Source organism: Streptomyces griseiscabiei, assembly GCF_020010925.1.
Classification (GTDB): Bacteria; Actinomycetota; Actinomycetes; order Streptomycetales; family Streptomycetaceae; genus Streptomyces; species Streptomyces griseiscabiei.
Genome location: NZ_JAGJBZ010000001.1, coordinates 1,591,902 through 1,608,108, shown reverse-complemented (window position 1 = coordinate 1,608,108; position 16,207 = coordinate 1,591,902). Strand labels below are relative to the sequence as shown.

Genomic DNA, 16,207 nt, shown 5'->3' with positions numbered 1-16,207 from the left:
ATGACCGACACGCCCGCCTCCGGGTACGACCCGCCCACCGCGCCCCCGGCGGCCAAGGTCGTCGCCGACGATGTCGAGGCCCTGACCGTCGCCGCCGCGCTCGCCGAGGAGTTCCGGGCCGGTGCCTCGGCGCGGGACGCCGAACGGCGGCTGCCCCGCGCCGAGCTGGACCGGCTCTCCGCCTCCGGGCTGCTGGCCGTCACCGTGCCCGCCGAGTACGGGGGAGCGGATGTCGGCCAGGAGACCCTGGCGGAGGTCTTCCGGCTGCTCGCCTCCGCCGACGCCAGCCTCGCCCAGATCCCGCAGAGCCACTTCGCCTACGTCAATGTGATCCGCCGTCAGGGCACCGCCGAACAGCGGAAGTTCTTCTTCGGGGAACTGCTCGCCGGGCGCCGCTTCGGCAACGCCCAGTCCGAGGCCGGCACCAAGCACCTCCAGGACATCCGCACCCGGCTCACCCGCCGGGCCGACGGCTCGTACGTCCTCGACGGGGTCAAGCACTACTCGACGGGCGCCCTGTTCGCCGACTGGATCCCGGTACTGGCCCGCGCCGAGGGCGACGCCCTCCATGTCGCCTACGTGCCCCGGGACGCCCCCGGCGTCACGGTGATCGACGACTGGGACGGCCTCGGCCAGCGTACGACGGCCAGCGGAACCGTCCGCCTGACCGGCGTCCAGGTGCCGGGCGACCGGGTGCTGCCGCACCACCTCACCTTCGAGGGACCCCAACTGCACGGCGCCAGCGCCCAGTTGCTGCACGCGGCGATCGACGTCGGGATCGCCGGGGGAGCCCTCGCGGAGGCGGTCGGGTTCGTGCGGACGAAGAGCCGGCCGTGGTTCGAGAGCGGAGTCGAGACGGCGGCCGAGGAGCCGCTGCTCATCCAGCGGTTCGGTGAACTCGCCCTCCAGGTGCGGGCGTCGGAGGCGCTGCTGCGGGAGGCCGCGCGCACGGTGGACCGCGCGCGTGACGCCCTGACGGACGACTCCGCGGCCGAGGCGTCCATCGCGGTCGCCGCCGCCAAGGTACAGGCGGCACGGGCCGCGCTGGAGGTGGCGAGCGCCCTCTTCGAGGTGTCCGGCACCCGTTCGGCGCTCGACTCGCTCAATCTGCACCGGCATTGGCGGGACGCCCGCACCCACACCCTGCACGATCCGGTCCGCTGGAAGATCCAGCACATCGGCCGGTACGTGCTCAACGGCACCCGGCCGCCCCGCCACGGCCTCCTCTAGCCGCCCCCCTATTTTTGACAGGAGACCCCCACGTGTCCCTCACCTTCCACTGGTTCCTGCCCACCAACGGCGACAGCCGGCATGTCGTCGGCGGCGGTCACGGCACCCCCGCCACCGTGTCCGGCCGGGACAGGCCGCCGACGGTCGCCTATCTGAGCCAGATCGCCCGCGCCGCCGAGGACCTCGGCTTCACCGGCGCGCTCACCCCGACCGGCGCCTGGTGCGAGGACGCCTGGCTGACCACCGCGATGGTCAGCCGGCACACCGAGCGCCTGAAGTTCCTGGTCGCCTTCCGCCCCGGCTTCGTCTCGCCGACGCTCGCCGCGCAGATGGCGTCCACCTTCCAGCGGCACAGCGGCGGACGGCTCCTCCTCAACGTCGTCACCGGCGGCGAGAGCCATGAGCAGCGGGCCTACGGCGACTTCCTCGACAAGGACGACCGGTATCGCCGTACCGGTGAATTCCTGGAGGTCGTCAAGGGGTTGTGGGACGGCAAGACCGTCGACCTGCACGGCGAGCACCTCCGGGTCGAGGACGCGCGGCTGGCCCGGCTGCCCGACCCGGTGCCCGAGGTGTACTTCGGCGGCTCCTCGCCCGTCGCGGGGGAGATCGCCGCCCGGCACGTCGACGTGTACCTCACGTGGGGCGAGCCGCCGGCCAGGGTCGCGGAGAAGATCGCCTGGATCAGGGGGCTGGCGGCGAAGGAGGGCCGGACCCTGCGCTTCGGCATCCGGCTGCACGTCATCACCCGGGACACCGCCGAGCAGGCCTGGGCGGAGGCGGACCGACTGCTCGACGGCTTCGACCCGGAGACCGTACGGTCCGTGCAGGCGGGACTCGCCCGCAGCGAATCGGAGGGCCAGCGGCGGATGCTGGCCCTGCACGGCGGCAGCCGCGCCGACCTGGAGATCCACCCCAACCTGTGGGCCGGCATCGGCCTGGTGCGCGGGGGCGCGGGCACCGCGCTGGTCGGCAGCCACGACGAGGTCGCCGAGCGGATCAAGGAGTACCACGCCCTCGGCATCGACGAGTTCGTCCTCTCCGGCTATCCGCACCTGGAGGAGGCGTACTGGTTCGGCGAGGGCGTCCTGCCGCGCCTCGCCGCCCAGGGGCTGTGGCAGCACCCCGTCACCGCGCCGACCGCCCCGGCGGCACAGGTGCCGTTCGCGAGCTAGACGCCCGGCTGCGGGACCTGCGGGACCTCCACGGGGCGGAGCACCGTCAGGGAGTCCTCCCGGCGTGCCACCATCGCGAAGGGGAACCGGTCGAGTTCCAGGCAGAGCTCGACGTCGTCCGGGTGGTTGCCGCCGCGCCGCCCGGCGGTGAGGTCGGCGGCGGCGCGGGAGTTCCTCCCGCGGTCGAGATATGGGCCCGCCTCGCACTCCTCGCCGTCCACGCGCCGGGCGATGTACTCGGCGCAGGCCAGGTCCTCGTCGGCGCGGCCGTCCTCGCCGGTGACGACGAACGTCACCGGTCCGGCGCCCTCCGCCCGCAGGTACCGCGCGGTCGGACCGGCCACCACGAAGCTCGCGCACAGCACCAGCGGCGCGTCCGCCACCGCCAGCGCGCCCACGGTCCCCGCCGTCGTCTTCTGCACCAGCGTGCGACCGGTGAAGTCCCGCGACCGCAGCAGCCCCGGTGAGTTCACCGCGTCGAACCCGGGCGCCCGGGCTCCGTCCTTCAACGCCAGCCACCCCGGACGGCTCTCCTTCAGAGCCAGTGCCTCGCTCTCCGTCGAGGCCAGCACGATCCTCTCCACGCCGCGCGAGAACGCCCAGGCGGCCACGGTGAAGGCCCGCATGACATCGACGACGACCGCGACCCGGGGGGCACCGGCATCTGCCGACTCCGGTATACCGACGAACTGATGATCCATCTCGCCATTCTGCGCTAGTGCCGCGGCAGGCAACGTTTGCCCGTCAAGGAGCGGCGTCCGGTGCGTGCTCTCGGCGTGCCGGGCGTCGCGACGGGGCGAACGTTGCCTGTCGCGGCACTAGTACGCGGCCGACAGTGCGCCCAGGTGGGCCCGGCGCACCTCCGTGGTCTGGCCCTGGACCAGGAGGAACAGCGCCTCGCGGGCCAGGCGTTGGGCGCGGTTGTCCAGGGCGAGGGCGCGGCCCCCGCCGGCCACGACGGCGGCGGTCGTCGCGGTGCGCATCAGATCGAACGCCTTGGTCTTGAGGGCGAGCCGCTCCGCCATGTGCTCATGCGGGGCCGGATGGTCGGCGAGGGCGTACGCCTGCCGGCGGACCTTGTCGAGGCGCAGTCGCAGCGCCTTGGTCGTGGGATCGTCCTGGTCCAGCAGGGCGAGGGCCGACTCGGCGACCCCGAAGACCGCCGGTGAGGCGTTGGTGGGCTTGGGGCGGTCGCTCGCGGCCCAGGACTCGTACGGCGCGTGCAGGGCCACCGCGTCGTCCGGGATCCACAGCCCGTCGAGGTGCAGCGAGACCGTACGGGCGGCCGTGAGCGCCGCCAGCCGCACGGGCGCGGAGGCCTTGAGCCCGGACTGCTGCCGGGCCTCGGCGAACGCGAACACCACCTCGTCCGCGTCCGTCACCCCGGCCAGCAGCATCACATCGTTGAGCCCCCACCCGGTGTACCAGGGCACCGTGCCGTCGAACCGCCAGCCACCCCGCTTCGGCACCGCCCGCACCGGCACCTGCGGATACCGGCGCAAGTGCGCGTACGCGACACCGGACAGCAGCTCACCCGTGGCCAGCTTCCCCAACATGCCTTCCCGGGCCGGGAGTTCGCTCTTCATCAGGGTCAGGACGGGGGTGTAGTGCTGGGTCTGCACGAACCAGGTGGAGCAGCAGGCCCCCGCCAGGATCTCGGCGGTCTCCCGCGCCACGGAGCTGGGCGCGCCCGACCCGCCGTACGCCACCGGCGCGCTCACCCCGAGCAGCCCCGACCGTTTGACCGCCTGGATGCTGCTCGCGGGCACCCCCTCCTGGTCGACGCGCTCGGCCTGAGGTGCGAGCACCTCGGCGGCGAGTCTGCGCGCCTGGACGACGAGGGGGTGCGGTGACGTGGTCATGGGGGTGATTCTCCCCGTCCCCGGCCCCGAAGATCACATCTTTCGGGCCGGAAGATCACACCTTCTCCACACAGGGGTGGATGTGAGCTGTACCACGTCGGCCCGCTGTCAGGTCGGCGGCCGCAACCGGTCAGGCGACTGCGCTTGCATGTGAGCGCTCCACCCCCCACCGGGGCCGCTCGGCCCCGTAAGGAGAAGGACCATGAAGGACCGGGCCGAGGTCGAGGAACTCCTCGTCACATCGGATCTCCAGGTGCAGACCTCGGCGGTCGCCTGGAGGCACGTCAGGGCCGAGTACGCCGATGTCGTCGAGGACATCCTCGCGACGCTGGCGCCGAGCGGGCCTTACGCGTACACCGTCGTGCCCACCCTCGAAGAGGGCAGGGAGATCCCGACCCAGCGGATCGTCGACACGTACGAGGCCATCGAGAGCAGCTACCGCACCATGCACCGGTTCGCCGCCGTGGTCGGCATCCGGCCGGTGACGGAGATCAACACCTCCTGGTACACCTTCGTCAGCGGCTCGGGCCGGGGGCGTGACAAGAAGACCGGCGCCGAGAGCGAGCGGCCCATCGTCGTGCTGTTCCCGACGATGGGCTCCGAGGGCATCACCGGTGAGCTGTTCTGGGGCCGTACGCAGCGGGAGTCGCTGCCGGGCGACCCGGCCGACGGGGCGCTGGCCGGCCGGTTCGCCGTGGCGGGGGTGCACGAGGCGCTCCTCGACGCCTACCGCGAGGGCGATGTGGAGGCCGTCGTCGAGCGGGCCCACCCCGAGATCCAGACGGGCGTCCGGGACTACGCGGCGGGCGCCGGCACCCTGGTCGAACTGCACAGCAGGGACGAACTTCGGTCCCACCTCCAGGAGTTCTACGCCCACTACGAGGTCCGGGAGATCGAGGTCGTCCAGCGGCACTTCGACGACTGGTTCTTCTTCCACGAGCTGCGCTGGACGGTCGAGGCCCGCCGGGGGCCGGATGCGGGCGCCGTCCTCCGCCACCACACCGCCGAGTACGCGGAGGTGTCCGGCGCCGGACTGGTCGTCGCGCACATCGGGCACGGCACGGACCAGCTGAAGCTGGGCTGAGGCCGGGGCCGACGCCCGTGCGCCGGTGCCCCGGACGGCAAGGTGCTGTCCGGGGCGCCGGCGTACGGACGTCGGCCCCGGCCTCCATGGCATTGCTTGACTTAGGCAAATTACTGCTACGGTGGCCGTATGCCCCTACCGCGCCCCACCGAAGCGGCCTTCCCCGCCGAAGCGGCCTGCCTCACGGACGTGGCCGAGATCGAGCGGCTTCTCACCCGCCTCGCGTATCTGGCCGGCCGGTCCCGCAGGCACGAGCGGCTGATGTCCGACAGCGGCCTGTCCCTGGACCGCGCCTCCGTGTCGATCCTGCGGCACATCGCCGAGAGTGAGCCGCTGCGTCCGGGGGTGCTCGCGGTCCGGCTGTCCGTCGAGGCCTCCCATGTCACCCGGCAGCTACGGCAGTTGGAGGGCGACGGCTATGTGGTCCGCGTCCCGGACCCGGACGACCGCCGGGCGCAGCGTGTCCAGATCACCGAGGCCGGGCTCGCCGCGTTCGAGCGCGTCAGGGAGGCCGGCCGCCGGGGCATCGAGGCGGTGCTGGGCGACTGGTCGACCGAGGACCGGCGTCGACTCGCCGATCTCTTCGGCCGGTTGGCCGACGACTTCGTCGAACACTCCGAGGCGGCCGTCGACTCCCGGCCCGGCCCCCACCCGCCCGTCGGCTGACGGCGCCGGCGCGATCCCCCCACGCGAGCCCTACCCGAACGGTCTTGTCATGCGCACCCTGCTCACCGGGACACCGTCGCCGCCGCGTGGCGACGAGGCACAGCACGTCCTGGTCGTCGTGGACGACCCCGGCGTCACCGAACTCCTCACCACCACCCTGGAGCTGGCCGGATACCGGGTCACCTCGGCCGCCACCGCCACCACCGCCGTCACCGCCGCCGACGGGACGGCCCGGATCGCCCGGGCCGGCTGCGACCTGATCATCTGGGACGCCGCGCTGCCGAACCTGGAACGCTTCCTGCGCAGCCGCCACGGCACCCCCGCGGACCGGCCCCCGCTGCTCTTCCTGACCTCCTGCGACTCCCTCCACGACCTGGTCCCGGGCCTGCGCCCCGGCGTCGAGGACTATGTCGTCAAGCCCGTACGCATCGCCGAAGTCCTCGACCGGGCAAGGGCGTTGCTGCGCGGCCGGGGTGGTCCCGAACGGCCCGAGGGGATGCCCTGCTACGGCGATCTGGTCCTGGACGACGCCGCGTGCGAGGCGCGCAGGGGTTCCCGGCCGCTTGGCCTCACGCCCGCCGAGTACCGGTTGCTGTGCCAGCTGCTGGCGAACGCGGAGCGGGTGCTGTCCAAGGAGCAGATCAGCCGGCACGTCTGGGGCGAGTACCGCGCCCATGGCGCGATCGAGAAGCTGGTGGCCCGGCTCCGGCGCAAGACCGACCAGGAGGAACCCGCGCTGATCCACACCCGGCGCGGCTTCGGCTACTGGCTCGGCTGCCCCGAAGGCCGGCCTGTGACGGCCTCGGCGCCCAGCCCCTGACCGTCACCGCACCGGCCTGACCTGGCGTCATACGAGTTGACTGGTCTACACCCTTGACTGGTACAGACCAACGCGGTTGAGTGGGCGCCCCACCCCCCACCACGGCCGCCCCCACGCCGTGGCCGGCACCGCCGGCTCGTGCGCGCGAGGTTCGGTTCCAGCCATGCCCCACGGGCCCCCTTGCCCGGGTGCGGCCGTGCTCCACCGAGGAGTTGGTCCCGTGTCGAGGCGCCGTATCGCCGCCGTACTGACCGCGCTGGTCATCGGCGGTTCCACCCCTCTGCTGCTCCCTGCCCCGAGCGCGTTCGCCGCCCCCTGTTCGAGCTATCCGAGCTGGGTGGCGGGCCGGTCCTACGTGACCGGCAACATCGTCCGCTACACCGACGGCAAGGCGTACAGAGCCGAGCACGACAACCCGGGCTACGACCCCACCATCAGCACCTGGTACTGGGAGCCGTACGCCTGCGAGAACGGTCCCACCAACCCCTCCGGGTTCGTGGTGAGCGAGGCGCAGTTCAACCAGATGTTCCCGAACCGGAACTCGTTCTACTCGTACAGCGGGCTGCGGGCGGCCATGAGCGCCTACCCGGCGTTCGCGAACACCGGCAGCGACACGGTCAAGAAGCAGGAGGCCGCCGCCTTCCTCGCCAACGTCAACCACGAGACCGGCGGGCTCGTCCACATCGTCGAGCAGAACACCGCCAACTACCCCACCTACTGCGACTGGAGCCAGTCGTACGGCTGCCCGGCCGGACAGGCGGCCTACTACGGGCGCGGCCCCATCCAGCTCAGCTGGAACTTCAACTACAAGGCGGCCGGTGACGCGCTCGGGCTGAACCTGCTGGGCAACCCCTGGCTGGTGCAGAACGACGCGGCCGTCGCCTGGAAGACCGCCCTGTGGTACTGGAACACCCAGAAGGGCCCGGGCACCATGACCGGCCACAACGCGATGGTCAACAGCGCCGGCTTCGGGCACACGATCCGCAGCATCAACGGCTCGCTGGAGTGCGACGGCAAGAACCCGGCCCAGGTGCAGAGCCGGGTGAGCGCGTACCAGCGGTTCGTCCAGATCCTCGGCACCTCGGCGGGCGGCAACCTCTACTGCTGACGCCCGGCGCGGCGGCCCCGCGGCGAGCCGCGCGGAAGCCCCGGACGCGATCTGACGCGCCCGGGGCTCCCTGGCCGGACTCCCGGCGTGACGGCTGCCTCGCTGTGCTACGGACAGCTGGGCGCGCTCTGGATCATGATGCCGGTCACCGTGAAGTTCGCGTCGAAGACCGCGGTGACGTTGGGGTTGACACACAACGCCCCTGTCGCGCCGGTCGGGTTGTAGGTGTACCGGAGGTAGACCCGGTCGTCGTTGCGCGTGTTGTGGACGCGGTCGGCGCCTCGGCTGTTGGGCCCGAGGTTCTGGTAGCTGGTGGTGACGTCCTGGTAGGCGGCCGTGGGCGCGCCGTTGTTCCACTGGGTGATGGTGGGATAGAAGCACACACGGGGGTAGACACACCCGTTGTAGCTGTCCGCGGCGGCGCCGGGCGCCGTGGCGATCGCGGCGGTGACGAGGGCGGCCGAAGCCAGACCCAGGGTCGCGACTCTGCGAGATGTATGCATGGCCGCGATCCTTCCGAGGGGCGCATCCGTGCCGACAGTGCCGTTCCGGGCAGACCGGGCCGGCCCGCCGGGCGCGGCCACGCTGTGGCCGATTCTCTGTCGTCCGTCCCCCGAGCCGCCCCGCACATGCTCCCGGAACGCACGGGTCGCCCTGTCACCACCGGCCCCCGACTGTCCGAAGCGTCGACGGCTCATGGGGCACGAGGGGCGCGTGGGGACACAGTGACCGCCGGATGGACAGAAGCGGCCCGAGTGTCTGACCAGTTGTCACCGCCGCACCCCACGCCCCGGTGGTCCGCGCACGGAAACGGAACCGGCGTCGGCCGCGTGGCCCGTGCCCGCCAGGTCAAAGCGACATCAACGGGTTCATATAGGCTGCCGGTTCTGCCCCAGTCGTTCGTCACCACCCGGGAGAGCACCCGTGAGCGTAGCCACCGCCCACTCCGCATCGGCCGTACCGCCCGCCGACGGGACGCCCGCCGCACCGGAGTCCACCGGAGGAATCCCGGCACAGGACGAGGGCGTCTGGGTCGAGCCGGGCGCGTCCCCCGAGCCTACCCCCGCGGACGAGCCCCGCGACGACACCCCGGACGACGCCGTGGACGATGCCGTGGACGAGCAAGTCGCCCGTGACGCGCGGGAGTTCGGGGTGTACGCGCGCACCGGCGGCTGGGCCTTCGCGCTGAAGGTGGCGCGGAGCGTACGGCCCGGCGGGGAGACGGCGGGCGAGACGCCGAAGGTGTCCGCGAAGCGGTTCGCCGAACTCGCCGGGTGCTCGCCGGAGCGGGTCATGCGCTACTACAAGGCCTGGGACAAGGCGGCCGACGACGGCATGGTCCCGCACTTCGAGGCGCTGGCCCCCGGCGCGGAGATCGACCTCCCCGACTCGGACGTCTGGCTGACGTACTACAGCTCCCGGTCCGGCGCCACCTCCGAGCGGGGCACCGCGATCACGGCGGCGGCCGAGGCCGAGGGCATCCGCCCGACCAAGGCGCTGGAGGTCGCCGAGAACCCCACCGCGCTGCGCGCCGCGATCCTCGCCGACCCCTCCACCGCCCAGGCGGCCCGCACCGCCCTGCTCGACCGCCTCAAGGAGGACCCCTCCCTGCAGACCGGGCTCGCCCGGGACATCGCCCGCACCGACGAGCTGAAGAAGGCCGTCGCCAACGAGACCCAGGCGGCCAGCCGGATCGGCTACGTCCGGCAGATCGTCGAGAACGGCCAGGTCAAGACCCCGGCCGGCCAGGTCATCGACGCCACCGCCGAACTGCGCGCCGAGGCCGAGCGGCACCTGTCCCTGATCGACGAGCTGGACGCCGACGAGGACACCGGCGAGTGGGCGACGGAGGCGTACGACACCGTCAAGGAACTCGTCGTCCAGACCGTGCAGGCCGACCCCGAGCTGCGGGTCCAGGAGCGCCGGACGAAGTTCTACAGCAGCCTCCAGAAGGCGACGAAGGTCTTCGAGGAGCTGACCCTCGACGACGCCGTGGACCTCGACGCCATCTACGAGGACGACATGCTGGAGCGCCTGGAGGAGCTCCAGCAGGCCCTGAGCACCTGCATCGCCGCCCTGCGCAAGGCGTCGCCCGGCGAGTGACCCCGGACCCCGCCCCGCCCGGACATGGCTGAGGCCCCCCGCCAACGCGGGGGCCTCAACCACGTCCGGCACCTCGCCACGCGACGCCATTTGCCGTCCCGCAGGTGTTACGTATAACCTCCCGGGAACCCCGAGCGACCCGAGAGGCCCCGATGAGACACATAGCGCTGGTCACCCTCGTGGTCGACGACTACGACGAGGCGATCCGCTTCTACACGGAGGCGCTCGGCTTCACCCTCGCCGAGGACGAACCGAGGCCCGGCGGGGGCCGCTGGGTCGTCGTCGAGCCGGGCGGCGGGGGACAGGGCGGCGGACTGCTGCTCGCACGGGCCGGGAACGAGGCACAGCGCGCCCGCGTCGGCGACCAGACCGGCGGACGCGTGGGCTTCTTCCTGCACACCGACGACTTCGCCCGCGACCACGCCCGGATGCGGGCCGCGGGCGTCAGGTTCCTGGAGGAGCCGCGCCACGAGCCGTACGGCTCGGTCGCCGTCTTCGAGGACCTGTACGGCAACCGCTGGGACCTCCTCCAGCCCGCCACCGGCTGATCCGGCCCGCCCCCTCTTCCCACCCCACCGCACCACTCGCCGAGGAACGAACGCCATGTCTGCTACGCGCATAGACGCCGAAGTGATCCGCCGCCTGCCCAAGGCCGTCCTGCACGACCACCTCGACGGCGGTCTGCGCCCCGCCACGCTGGTGGAGCTGGCGGCGGAGGTCGGCCACACCCTCCCGGAGACCGCCCCGGAGGGCCTCGCGGCCTGGTTCTACGAGGCCGCCAACTCCGGTGACCTGGTGCGCTACATAGCCACCTTCGAGCACACCCTCGCCGTGCTGCAGACCCGCGAGGGCCTGCTGCGCGCCGCCGAGGAGTACGCGCTCGACCTGGCCGCCGACGGCGTCGTCTACGGCGAGGTGCGCTACGCGCCGGAGCTGAACACCCGGGGCGGGCTCACGATGAGCGAGGTCGTCGAGACCGTGCAGGAGGGCCTGGCCGCCGGCATGGCCAAGGCGGCGGCCCAGGGCACCCCGGTCCGCGTCGGCACGCTGCTGTGCGGGATGCGGATGTTCGACCGGGTCCGCGAGGCCGCCGATCTGGCCGTGGCCTTCCGGGACGCCGGTGTCGTCGGCTTCGACATCGCGGGCGCCGAGGACGGCTTCCCGCCCGCCGACCACCTGGCCGCCTTCGAGCACCTGCGCCGGGAGAGCGTGCCCTTCACCATCCACGCGGGCGAGGCCCACGGGCTGCCCAGCATCCACCAGGCCCTCCAGGTCTGCGGCGCCCAGCGCATCGGCCACGGCGTCCGGATCACCGAGGACATCGTCGACGGCAAGCTCGGCCGGCTCGCCTCCTGGGTCCGCGACCGCCGTATCGCCCTGGAGATGTGCCCCACCTCCAACCTCCAGACCGGCGCGGCGACCTCCATCGCCCGGCACCCGATCACGGCGCTGAAGGACCTGGGCTTCCGTGTCACCCTCAACACCGACAACCGTCTGGTCTCGGGCACCACGATGACCCGCGAGATGACCCTGCTCGTCGAGGAGGCCGGCTGGACCCTCGACGATCTGCGCACGGTCACCGTCAACGCCCTCAAGAGCGCCTTCCTGCCCTTCGACGAGCGCAACGCCCTCATCGAGGACGTCGTGCTGCCGGGCTACACGCCCTAGTCCCGCGCCAACCCCCGTACGTACGCGGCCTGGCCGACATGCTGGAGATCGTCGGCCAGGACGCTGACCAGGCGTACGCCGAGGGTGACGGCCGGCGTCCAGCGCTCGTCCACGATCCGGTCCAGGTCGTCGGCCCCCGGGCCGCGCACGAACTCCAGCGTCCGTTCGTGCACGGCGTCGAAGTAACCGGTGAGCAGGTCGCCCGAGTCCACCCGGACCTTCGCCACCCGCTCCGGGCTGTGCCCGTAGCCCGTGTCCCGGGCCGGCAGACCGAGCCCGAAGCGCTTCTCCCAGCCCTGGGACAGCCAGACCTGGTCGCGCCCGGAGGCGTCGGCCACATGGTCGTCCTGGATCCGGGTGAGATGCCAGACCAGCCAGGCGACCGAGTTGGCGTCGGGCGCGGGACGGGCGTGGAGCTCCGCCGGGGACAGTCCGTCCACGACGGCGTGGACCTCCTCCTTGATCCGGCCGAACGCGTCGATGAGAACGTCCTTCGCATCCATACGTCCACCATCGGGCATCGGGACCGTGCCCGCACCGCCCCCGGCGCAGGCCCCGCAGCGCCGGTCCCCCGATCCGGCGCTGCGGGGCCGCGGGGCCGCGGAACCGGTCTCAGCTTCCGGCGGCGCCCTTGGTGCCGATGTGGAAGATCTTCAGCTTGCGGTTCATGTCGACGACCAGCTTGGTGGTCCTGCCGCTGCCCCAGGTGAAGGTGATACCGGCCTCGGTGTGGTTCGCGGTGCCGTTGTCGGTGACCTTCCACTGGACGGGGGTGTTCTGGGCGCGCAGGACACCGTCCGCGTTGTTCTTCTTCTCCCAGGCCTTGAGCTCCTTCTGCAGGGCGGGCGTCAGGTAGTACTTCCGCAGCTCCTCGGCGAGCTTCCCGCCGCCCTCGCCGCTCTGGGCGTCGATGTAGGCGCCGTAGAAGTCGGCGATACGGGTGATCGGGTCGGTCGGCTTGCCGGTGACGGTGCGCGGGCCGCCGGCCGACGCCGTGGCCGTCATGCCGAGGCCGAGAGCCAGGGTGAGGCCCGCCGCCAGAGCGGTACGGCGGGTGGTGCGCGTGCTGGTCATGTCCGTGGTCCCCGTTTTTCCTGTCGAGTGCGCTGCTGCCGGTCGGTCAGTAGAGCTTGTTGACGGCGGTGGTCGTCGTCTTCTTGAAGGCCTTGACCGGCGCGTCCTTGAAGCCGCCCATCTGCCCCCAGTCCACGACGGTCACGGTCCGGCCGTCCCGGCCCACGGACAGCAGCCGGATGTCCATCGCTCCCCAGGACGTCACGGTGGCCACCCCGTGGACACGGGCGCCCTCCTCCACGGGCAGCGTCCCGAGGTCCCGGTACTCGGCCTCGACGTCCGGGTCGGAGGACTCGCTCACACAGTCCTGGAAGTCCTTGTTCAGCCGCTTGGCGAGCGCCTTGGCCTTGCCGGCGCTGCCGGTGACGACCACCACCTGCCGGGCACTGGTCTCCAGGTCCGTCCGGAAGGAGCGGTGGTTGACGTCGTACGCCAGGAACGCGTCGCCCAGGCAGTACTGCAGCTCCTCGGGGACGCCGTCCTCGATCTTGCCCGCCGTCCAGGAGGACGAGGGGTGCGGCGGCAGCTGGGACGCGGACAGGTACTTCGGCGCGCTGCTCGCCTTCGCGGCGGCGGTGGCCGGTACGGCGCCGGCGGCGAGTGCGGAGCCCGCGGTGAGTCCCGCCACGACGAGTGCGGTCAGCGTGCGGGCTCGGGTGTGCTTGGGCATGGGTGTCCCCCGTGGACGAGTACGTGAGTTGCGTACGTGGATGAGTGAGTGGTGTACGCCGCCGCCGACGCCGGATGGTCCGTCCGGCCCTGGTCGGGGCGACACACAGAGCATGGGCCGTCACCCGGCGTGAGCGCAACGGCGGACGGCCGATCCGCGGCCATGGAACCATCCCAGCCCTTCTGACGTGCATGTACGGGGAGTGCCTGGGACGCCGTCCCGGGACGGGGAGGATGTGGAGAACAGTGTCGGCAGTACCGGACGAGGTGCGGGAGTTCGCGGCGTCGCTCACACGCCTCAAGGAACGCACGGACCGCAGCTACGGGCAGTTGGCCCGCCGCCTCAACATGAACACCTCGACGCTGCACCGCTACTGCGCGGGTGACACCGTCCCGCTCGACTTCGCGCCCGTCGAGCGTTTCGCCGCGCTCTGCGGAGCCACGGCGGAGGAGCGGCTCGAACTGCACCGCCTGTGGCTGCCGGCGGTCGCGGCCCGGCAGCGGGCGCGTACGGGTGGGGGAGGGGCGGCTGCCTCGCGGGCACCGGAACCTGCCCGTCCGGCTGATTCCGGTGATACGGCCGATCCCGCCGATCCGGCTGATTCAGCCGATCCCGTTGATTCGGCTGATCCGGCTGACTCGGCCGTAACGGTCCGACCTGACGGTGCCGTCGATCCCGTGGACTCGGCCGTCTCCGCCGTCTCCGCCGTATCGGCTGTCTCCGCCGACGCCGACGAGCCGGTTGCGCCCGCCGGTGTCGACGTCGACCCGTCGGCCGAACCGGTCACCGTGTCCCCCTCGGCGCCCCCGTCGCGCCGTCCCTGGCACCGTCGTCGGCGCACTCTCGTCAGCGCGGCCGTCGCCGCGGTGCTCGTCGCGACGCTCGCCAGCCTCACCGTGCTGCCGTCGGGCGGGTCCGCGGCGGACGGCAGCACGCGGGCCGGCGAGCCGACCCCTTCCCGGACGACCTCGGGAGCCCAGCGCCCCTCGACCGCGCCCACGAGTCCGTCCCCCTCCCCGAAGGCCAGTGGCTCGAAGAGCCCTTCGGCCGGGCCCACTCCGAGCGGTACGCCCGAGAGCAGCCCCACCAAGGACGAAGAGCCCGAGGAGCAACGACCCCCGGCCACCGGAGTGCCCCTCACCTGGACGGCGAACTCCCAGATCTGGAACCTCGGCTGCGGGCACGACTACGTCGTCGCCAAGCCGCCGGGCGAGGTGCCCCCGCCGCCCGCGCCGCAGGACGCGGGGGTCTGGGCCGCGACGCAGCAGGGGGTGCACGGCCGGAACACGATCGTGGAGGTCACGGTGCAGGGGCGGAAGTCCACGGCCGTCGTCCTGACCGCGCTGCGTGTGCGGGTCGCCGGACGCTCGGCTCCCGCCGAGGGCAACGCCTACGGGATGGACCAGGGCTGCGGAGGACGGGTCACCCCGCGCTACTTCGACGTGGACCTGGACAAGGACCGGCCGATCGCCCGCCCGGTCGACGGTGCCGACCTGGACGTGAAGATCCCGGCCGTGCGCCTGCCGTACCAAGTGTCGGCCGAGGACCCGGAGGTGCTGATGATCTCCGCCGACACCGAGACCTGTGACTGCAGCTGGTACCTGGAGCTTGACTGGTCGTCCGAGGGCCGCACCGGCACGGTCCGGATCGACGACAACGGCCGCCCGTTCCGTACGACCGCGATCAAGGGACTGCCGCGCTACGAGTACGACACCATCAACCGCCGGTGGATCTCCGTCACGGGCTGATCTCGGCGCATCCCACCGGCGGGTCGAGCAGCCCCATCAGGGCCCGCGCCGCCGGGCTGGTGGCCTGCGGGGGCGGCAGCAGGGCGACCGTCTCGTACACGTTCTCGCCCGTGCCCCGGACGGCCAGGGCGGTGAGGGAGTCGCGCTTGTGCCGGAAGTGGCGGGGGACGACGGCGATGCCGAGGTTCTCGTCGATCAGTTCGAGGAGGCTGTGCACGTCGTTGACCTCCAGGGCGACGGCCCGGCGGACGCCCGCCGCCGCGAAGACCGCGTCGGTGGCGCGGCGCGGGCCCCAGTCCGGGTGGAAGTCGACGAAGACCTCCCCGCCCAGCTCCTCCGGGGTCATGGCGACCCCGGCCGCGGCGAGGCGGTGGCTCGGATGGCACAGGACGGTCATCGGCTCGCTGGACAGCGGTACGACGCGCAGCTGGTCGGTGTCCTCCTGCGCCGTCCGCACCGCGAACGCCAGATCCAGGCGCCCGCTCGCGACCTCCTCCGCGAGCGCGCCCGAGCCCGCCTGCCGCAGACAGATCTCCACATCCGGGTGGCGCCGCCGGAACGCGGCCAGCAGCCCGGCCACATGCAGCCCCGCCACACACTGCTCGGACCCCACCGCCAGCATGCCCCGCAGCACGCCCTGCACGGCGGCCACCGCCTCCCGGGCCGACCGCACCTGTGCGAGGATCCGCTCCGCCTCCGTCAGCAGCGCCCGCCCGGCCGGGGTGAGCATCACCTTGCGGGTCGTGCGCACGAACAGCGGTGTCTGCAGCTCGCGCTCCAGGGCCCGGACGGAGGCGGACAGACCCGACTGGGAGACCAGCAGCCGTTCGGCCGCCCGGGTGAAGTGCTCCTCCTCGGCGACCGCGACGAAGTGCTGGAGGTGGCGGAGTTCCATGACTGAGAAGAGTAGGCACTGAGAAGCGCGGGCGCTGAATCCCATCGGATTCTTCTGTTGGACCAATGCCCCCAGGTCGCGAAAGAGTGGACACCGGTTCTCAG

General features: G+C 72.3%; 17 protein-coding genes. 10 read left to right on the top strand and 7 right to left on the bottom strand.

Going from position 1 to position 16,207, the window contains the following annotated elements:
• Window positions 1-1,230: an SfnB family sulfur acquisition oxidoreductase gene (locus J8M51_RS07020; protein WP_086762409.1), complete on the top strand. Its 1,230-nt coding sequence runs from the start codon at window positions 1-3 to the stop codon at window positions 1,228-1,230.
• 32 nt (window positions 1,231-1,262) lie between these two features.
• Entirely contained in the window at window positions 1,263-2,405 is a 1,143-nt protein-coding gene (locus J8M51_RS07015) for an LLM class flavin-dependent oxidoreductase (protein WP_086762407.1), read from the top strand.
• On the opposite strand, the gene J8M51_RS07010 is transcribed toward J8M51_RS07015, so the two are convergent.
• Both J8M51_RS07010 and J8M51_RS07005 read right to left on the bottom strand, forming a co-directional pair.
• Window positions 2,402-3,106 carry a 2-phosphosulfolactate phosphatase gene (locus J8M51_RS07010; protein ID WP_086762405.1) on the bottom strand — a complete coding sequence of 235 codons (705 nt, stop codon included), beginning with the start codon at window positions 3,104-3,106 and terminating at the stop codon, window positions 2,402-2,404. The genes J8M51_RS07015 and J8M51_RS07010 overlap by 4 nt on opposite strands.
• A 117-nt stretch (window positions 3,107-3,223) precedes the next feature.
• Entirely contained in the window at window positions 3,224-4,267 is a 1,044-nt protein-coding gene (locus tag J8M51_RS07005; RefSeq protein WP_086762403.1) for an acyl-CoA dehydrogenase family protein, read from the bottom strand.
• A 202-nt stretch (window positions 4,268-4,469) separates the two neighbouring features.
• Here J8M51_RS07005 and J8M51_RS07000 point away from each other — a divergent pair, with 202 nt between their 5' ends.
• The 4 genes from J8M51_RS07000 (at window position 4,470) to J8M51_RS06985 (ending at window position 7,945) form a co-directional block, all read left to right on the top strand.
• Window positions 4,470-5,351, top strand: a complete 882-nt coding sequence (locus J8M51_RS07000) for a hypothetical protein (RefSeq protein ID WP_086762401.1) — start codon at window positions 4,470-4,472, stop codon at window positions 5,349-5,351.
• Window positions 5,352-5,480: 129 nt separating this feature from the next.
• Window positions 5,481-6,017 carry a MarR family winged helix-turn-helix transcriptional regulator gene (locus tag J8M51_RS06995; protein ID WP_216587259.1) on the top strand — a complete coding sequence of 179 codons (537 nt, stop codon included), beginning with the start codon at window positions 5,481-5,483 and terminating at the stop codon, window positions 6,015-6,017.
• Between the two features lie 49 nt (window positions 6,018-6,066).
• Entirely contained in the window at window positions 6,067-6,837 is a 771-nt protein-coding gene (locus tag J8M51_RS06990) for a response regulator transcription factor (RefSeq protein ID WP_216587258.1), read from the top strand.
• A 220-nt stretch (window positions 6,838-7,057) separates the two neighbouring features.
• Window positions 7,058-7,945: a glycoside hydrolase family 19 protein gene (locus J8M51_RS06985; protein WP_086756551.1), complete on the top strand. Its 888-nt coding sequence runs from the start codon at window positions 7,058-7,060 to the stop codon at window positions 7,943-7,945.
• A gap of 107 nt (window positions 7,946-8,052) precedes the next feature.
• Here J8M51_RS06985 and J8M51_RS06980 read toward each other — a convergent pair whose 3' ends face one another.
• The gene (locus J8M51_RS06980) at window positions 8,053-8,448 is read right to left on the bottom strand and encodes a hypothetical protein (protein WP_086756549.1); all 396 of its coding nucleotides are present in this window, start codon (window positions 8,446-8,448) and stop codon (window positions 8,053-8,055) included.
• Between the two features lie 421 nt (window positions 8,449-8,869).
• On the opposite strand from J8M51_RS06980, the gene J8M51_RS06975 reads away from it, so the two are divergent.
• The 3 genes from J8M51_RS06975 to J8M51_RS06965 all read left to right on the top strand — a co-directional run bounded on the left by J8M51_RS06975 (window position 8,870) and on the right by J8M51_RS06965 (window position 11,716).
• The gene (locus J8M51_RS06975; RefSeq protein WP_086756547.1) at window positions 8,870-10,048 is read left to right on the top strand and encodes a hypothetical protein; all 1,179 of its coding nucleotides are present in this window, start codon (window positions 8,870-8,872) and stop codon (window positions 10,046-10,048) included.
• Between the two features lie 152 nt (window positions 10,049-10,200).
• Window positions 10,201-10,596: a VOC family protein gene (locus J8M51_RS06970; RefSeq protein WP_086756545.1), complete on the top strand. Its 396-nt coding sequence runs from the start codon at window positions 10,201-10,203 to the stop codon at window positions 10,594-10,596.
• A gap of 55 nt (window positions 10,597-10,651) precedes the next feature.
• Window positions 10,652-11,716, top strand: a complete 1,065-nt coding sequence (locus J8M51_RS06965; RefSeq protein WP_086756543.1) for an adenosine deaminase — start codon at window positions 10,652-10,654, stop codon at window positions 11,714-11,716.
• Here the strand turns inward: J8M51_RS06965 and J8M51_RS06960 are convergent.
• From J8M51_RS06960 to J8M51_RS06950, 3 genes are all read right to left on the bottom strand, one after another.
• A complete protein-coding gene (locus tag J8M51_RS06960; protein WP_086756541.1) occupies window positions 11,713-12,219 on the bottom strand; it encodes a mycothiol transferase in 507 nt (168 codons plus the stop codon). The genes J8M51_RS06965 and J8M51_RS06960 overlap by 4 nt on opposite strands.
• A gap of 109 nt (window positions 12,220-12,328) precedes the next feature.
• Entirely contained in the window at window positions 12,329-12,790 is a 462-nt protein-coding gene (locus J8M51_RS06955; protein ID WP_086756539.1) for a hypothetical protein, read from the bottom strand.
• A 46-nt stretch (window positions 12,791-12,836) separates the two neighbouring features.
• On the bottom strand, window positions 12,837-13,460 hold the full coding sequence (locus J8M51_RS06950; protein ID WP_086756537.1) for a hypothetical protein: 624 nt from the start codon (window positions 13,458-13,460) through the stop codon (window positions 12,837-12,839).
• A gap of 245 nt (window positions 13,461-13,705) precedes the next feature.
• Between J8M51_RS06950 and J8M51_RS06945 the strand changes: the two genes are divergently transcribed.
• Window positions 13,706-15,208, top strand: coding sequence for a helix-turn-helix domain-containing protein (locus tag J8M51_RS06945; RefSeq protein ID WP_086756535.1), 1,503 nt, complete (start codon window positions 13,706-13,708; stop codon window positions 15,206-15,208).
• Here the strand turns inward: J8M51_RS06945 and J8M51_RS06940 are convergent.
• Window positions 15,198-16,103, bottom strand: coding sequence for a LysR family transcriptional regulator (locus J8M51_RS06940; protein ID WP_086756533.1), 906 nt, complete (start codon window positions 16,101-16,103; stop codon window positions 15,198-15,200). The two genes, J8M51_RS06945 and J8M51_RS06940, sit on opposite strands and share 11 nt — an antisense overlap.
• Window positions 16,104-16,207: the final 104 nt, after the last annotated feature.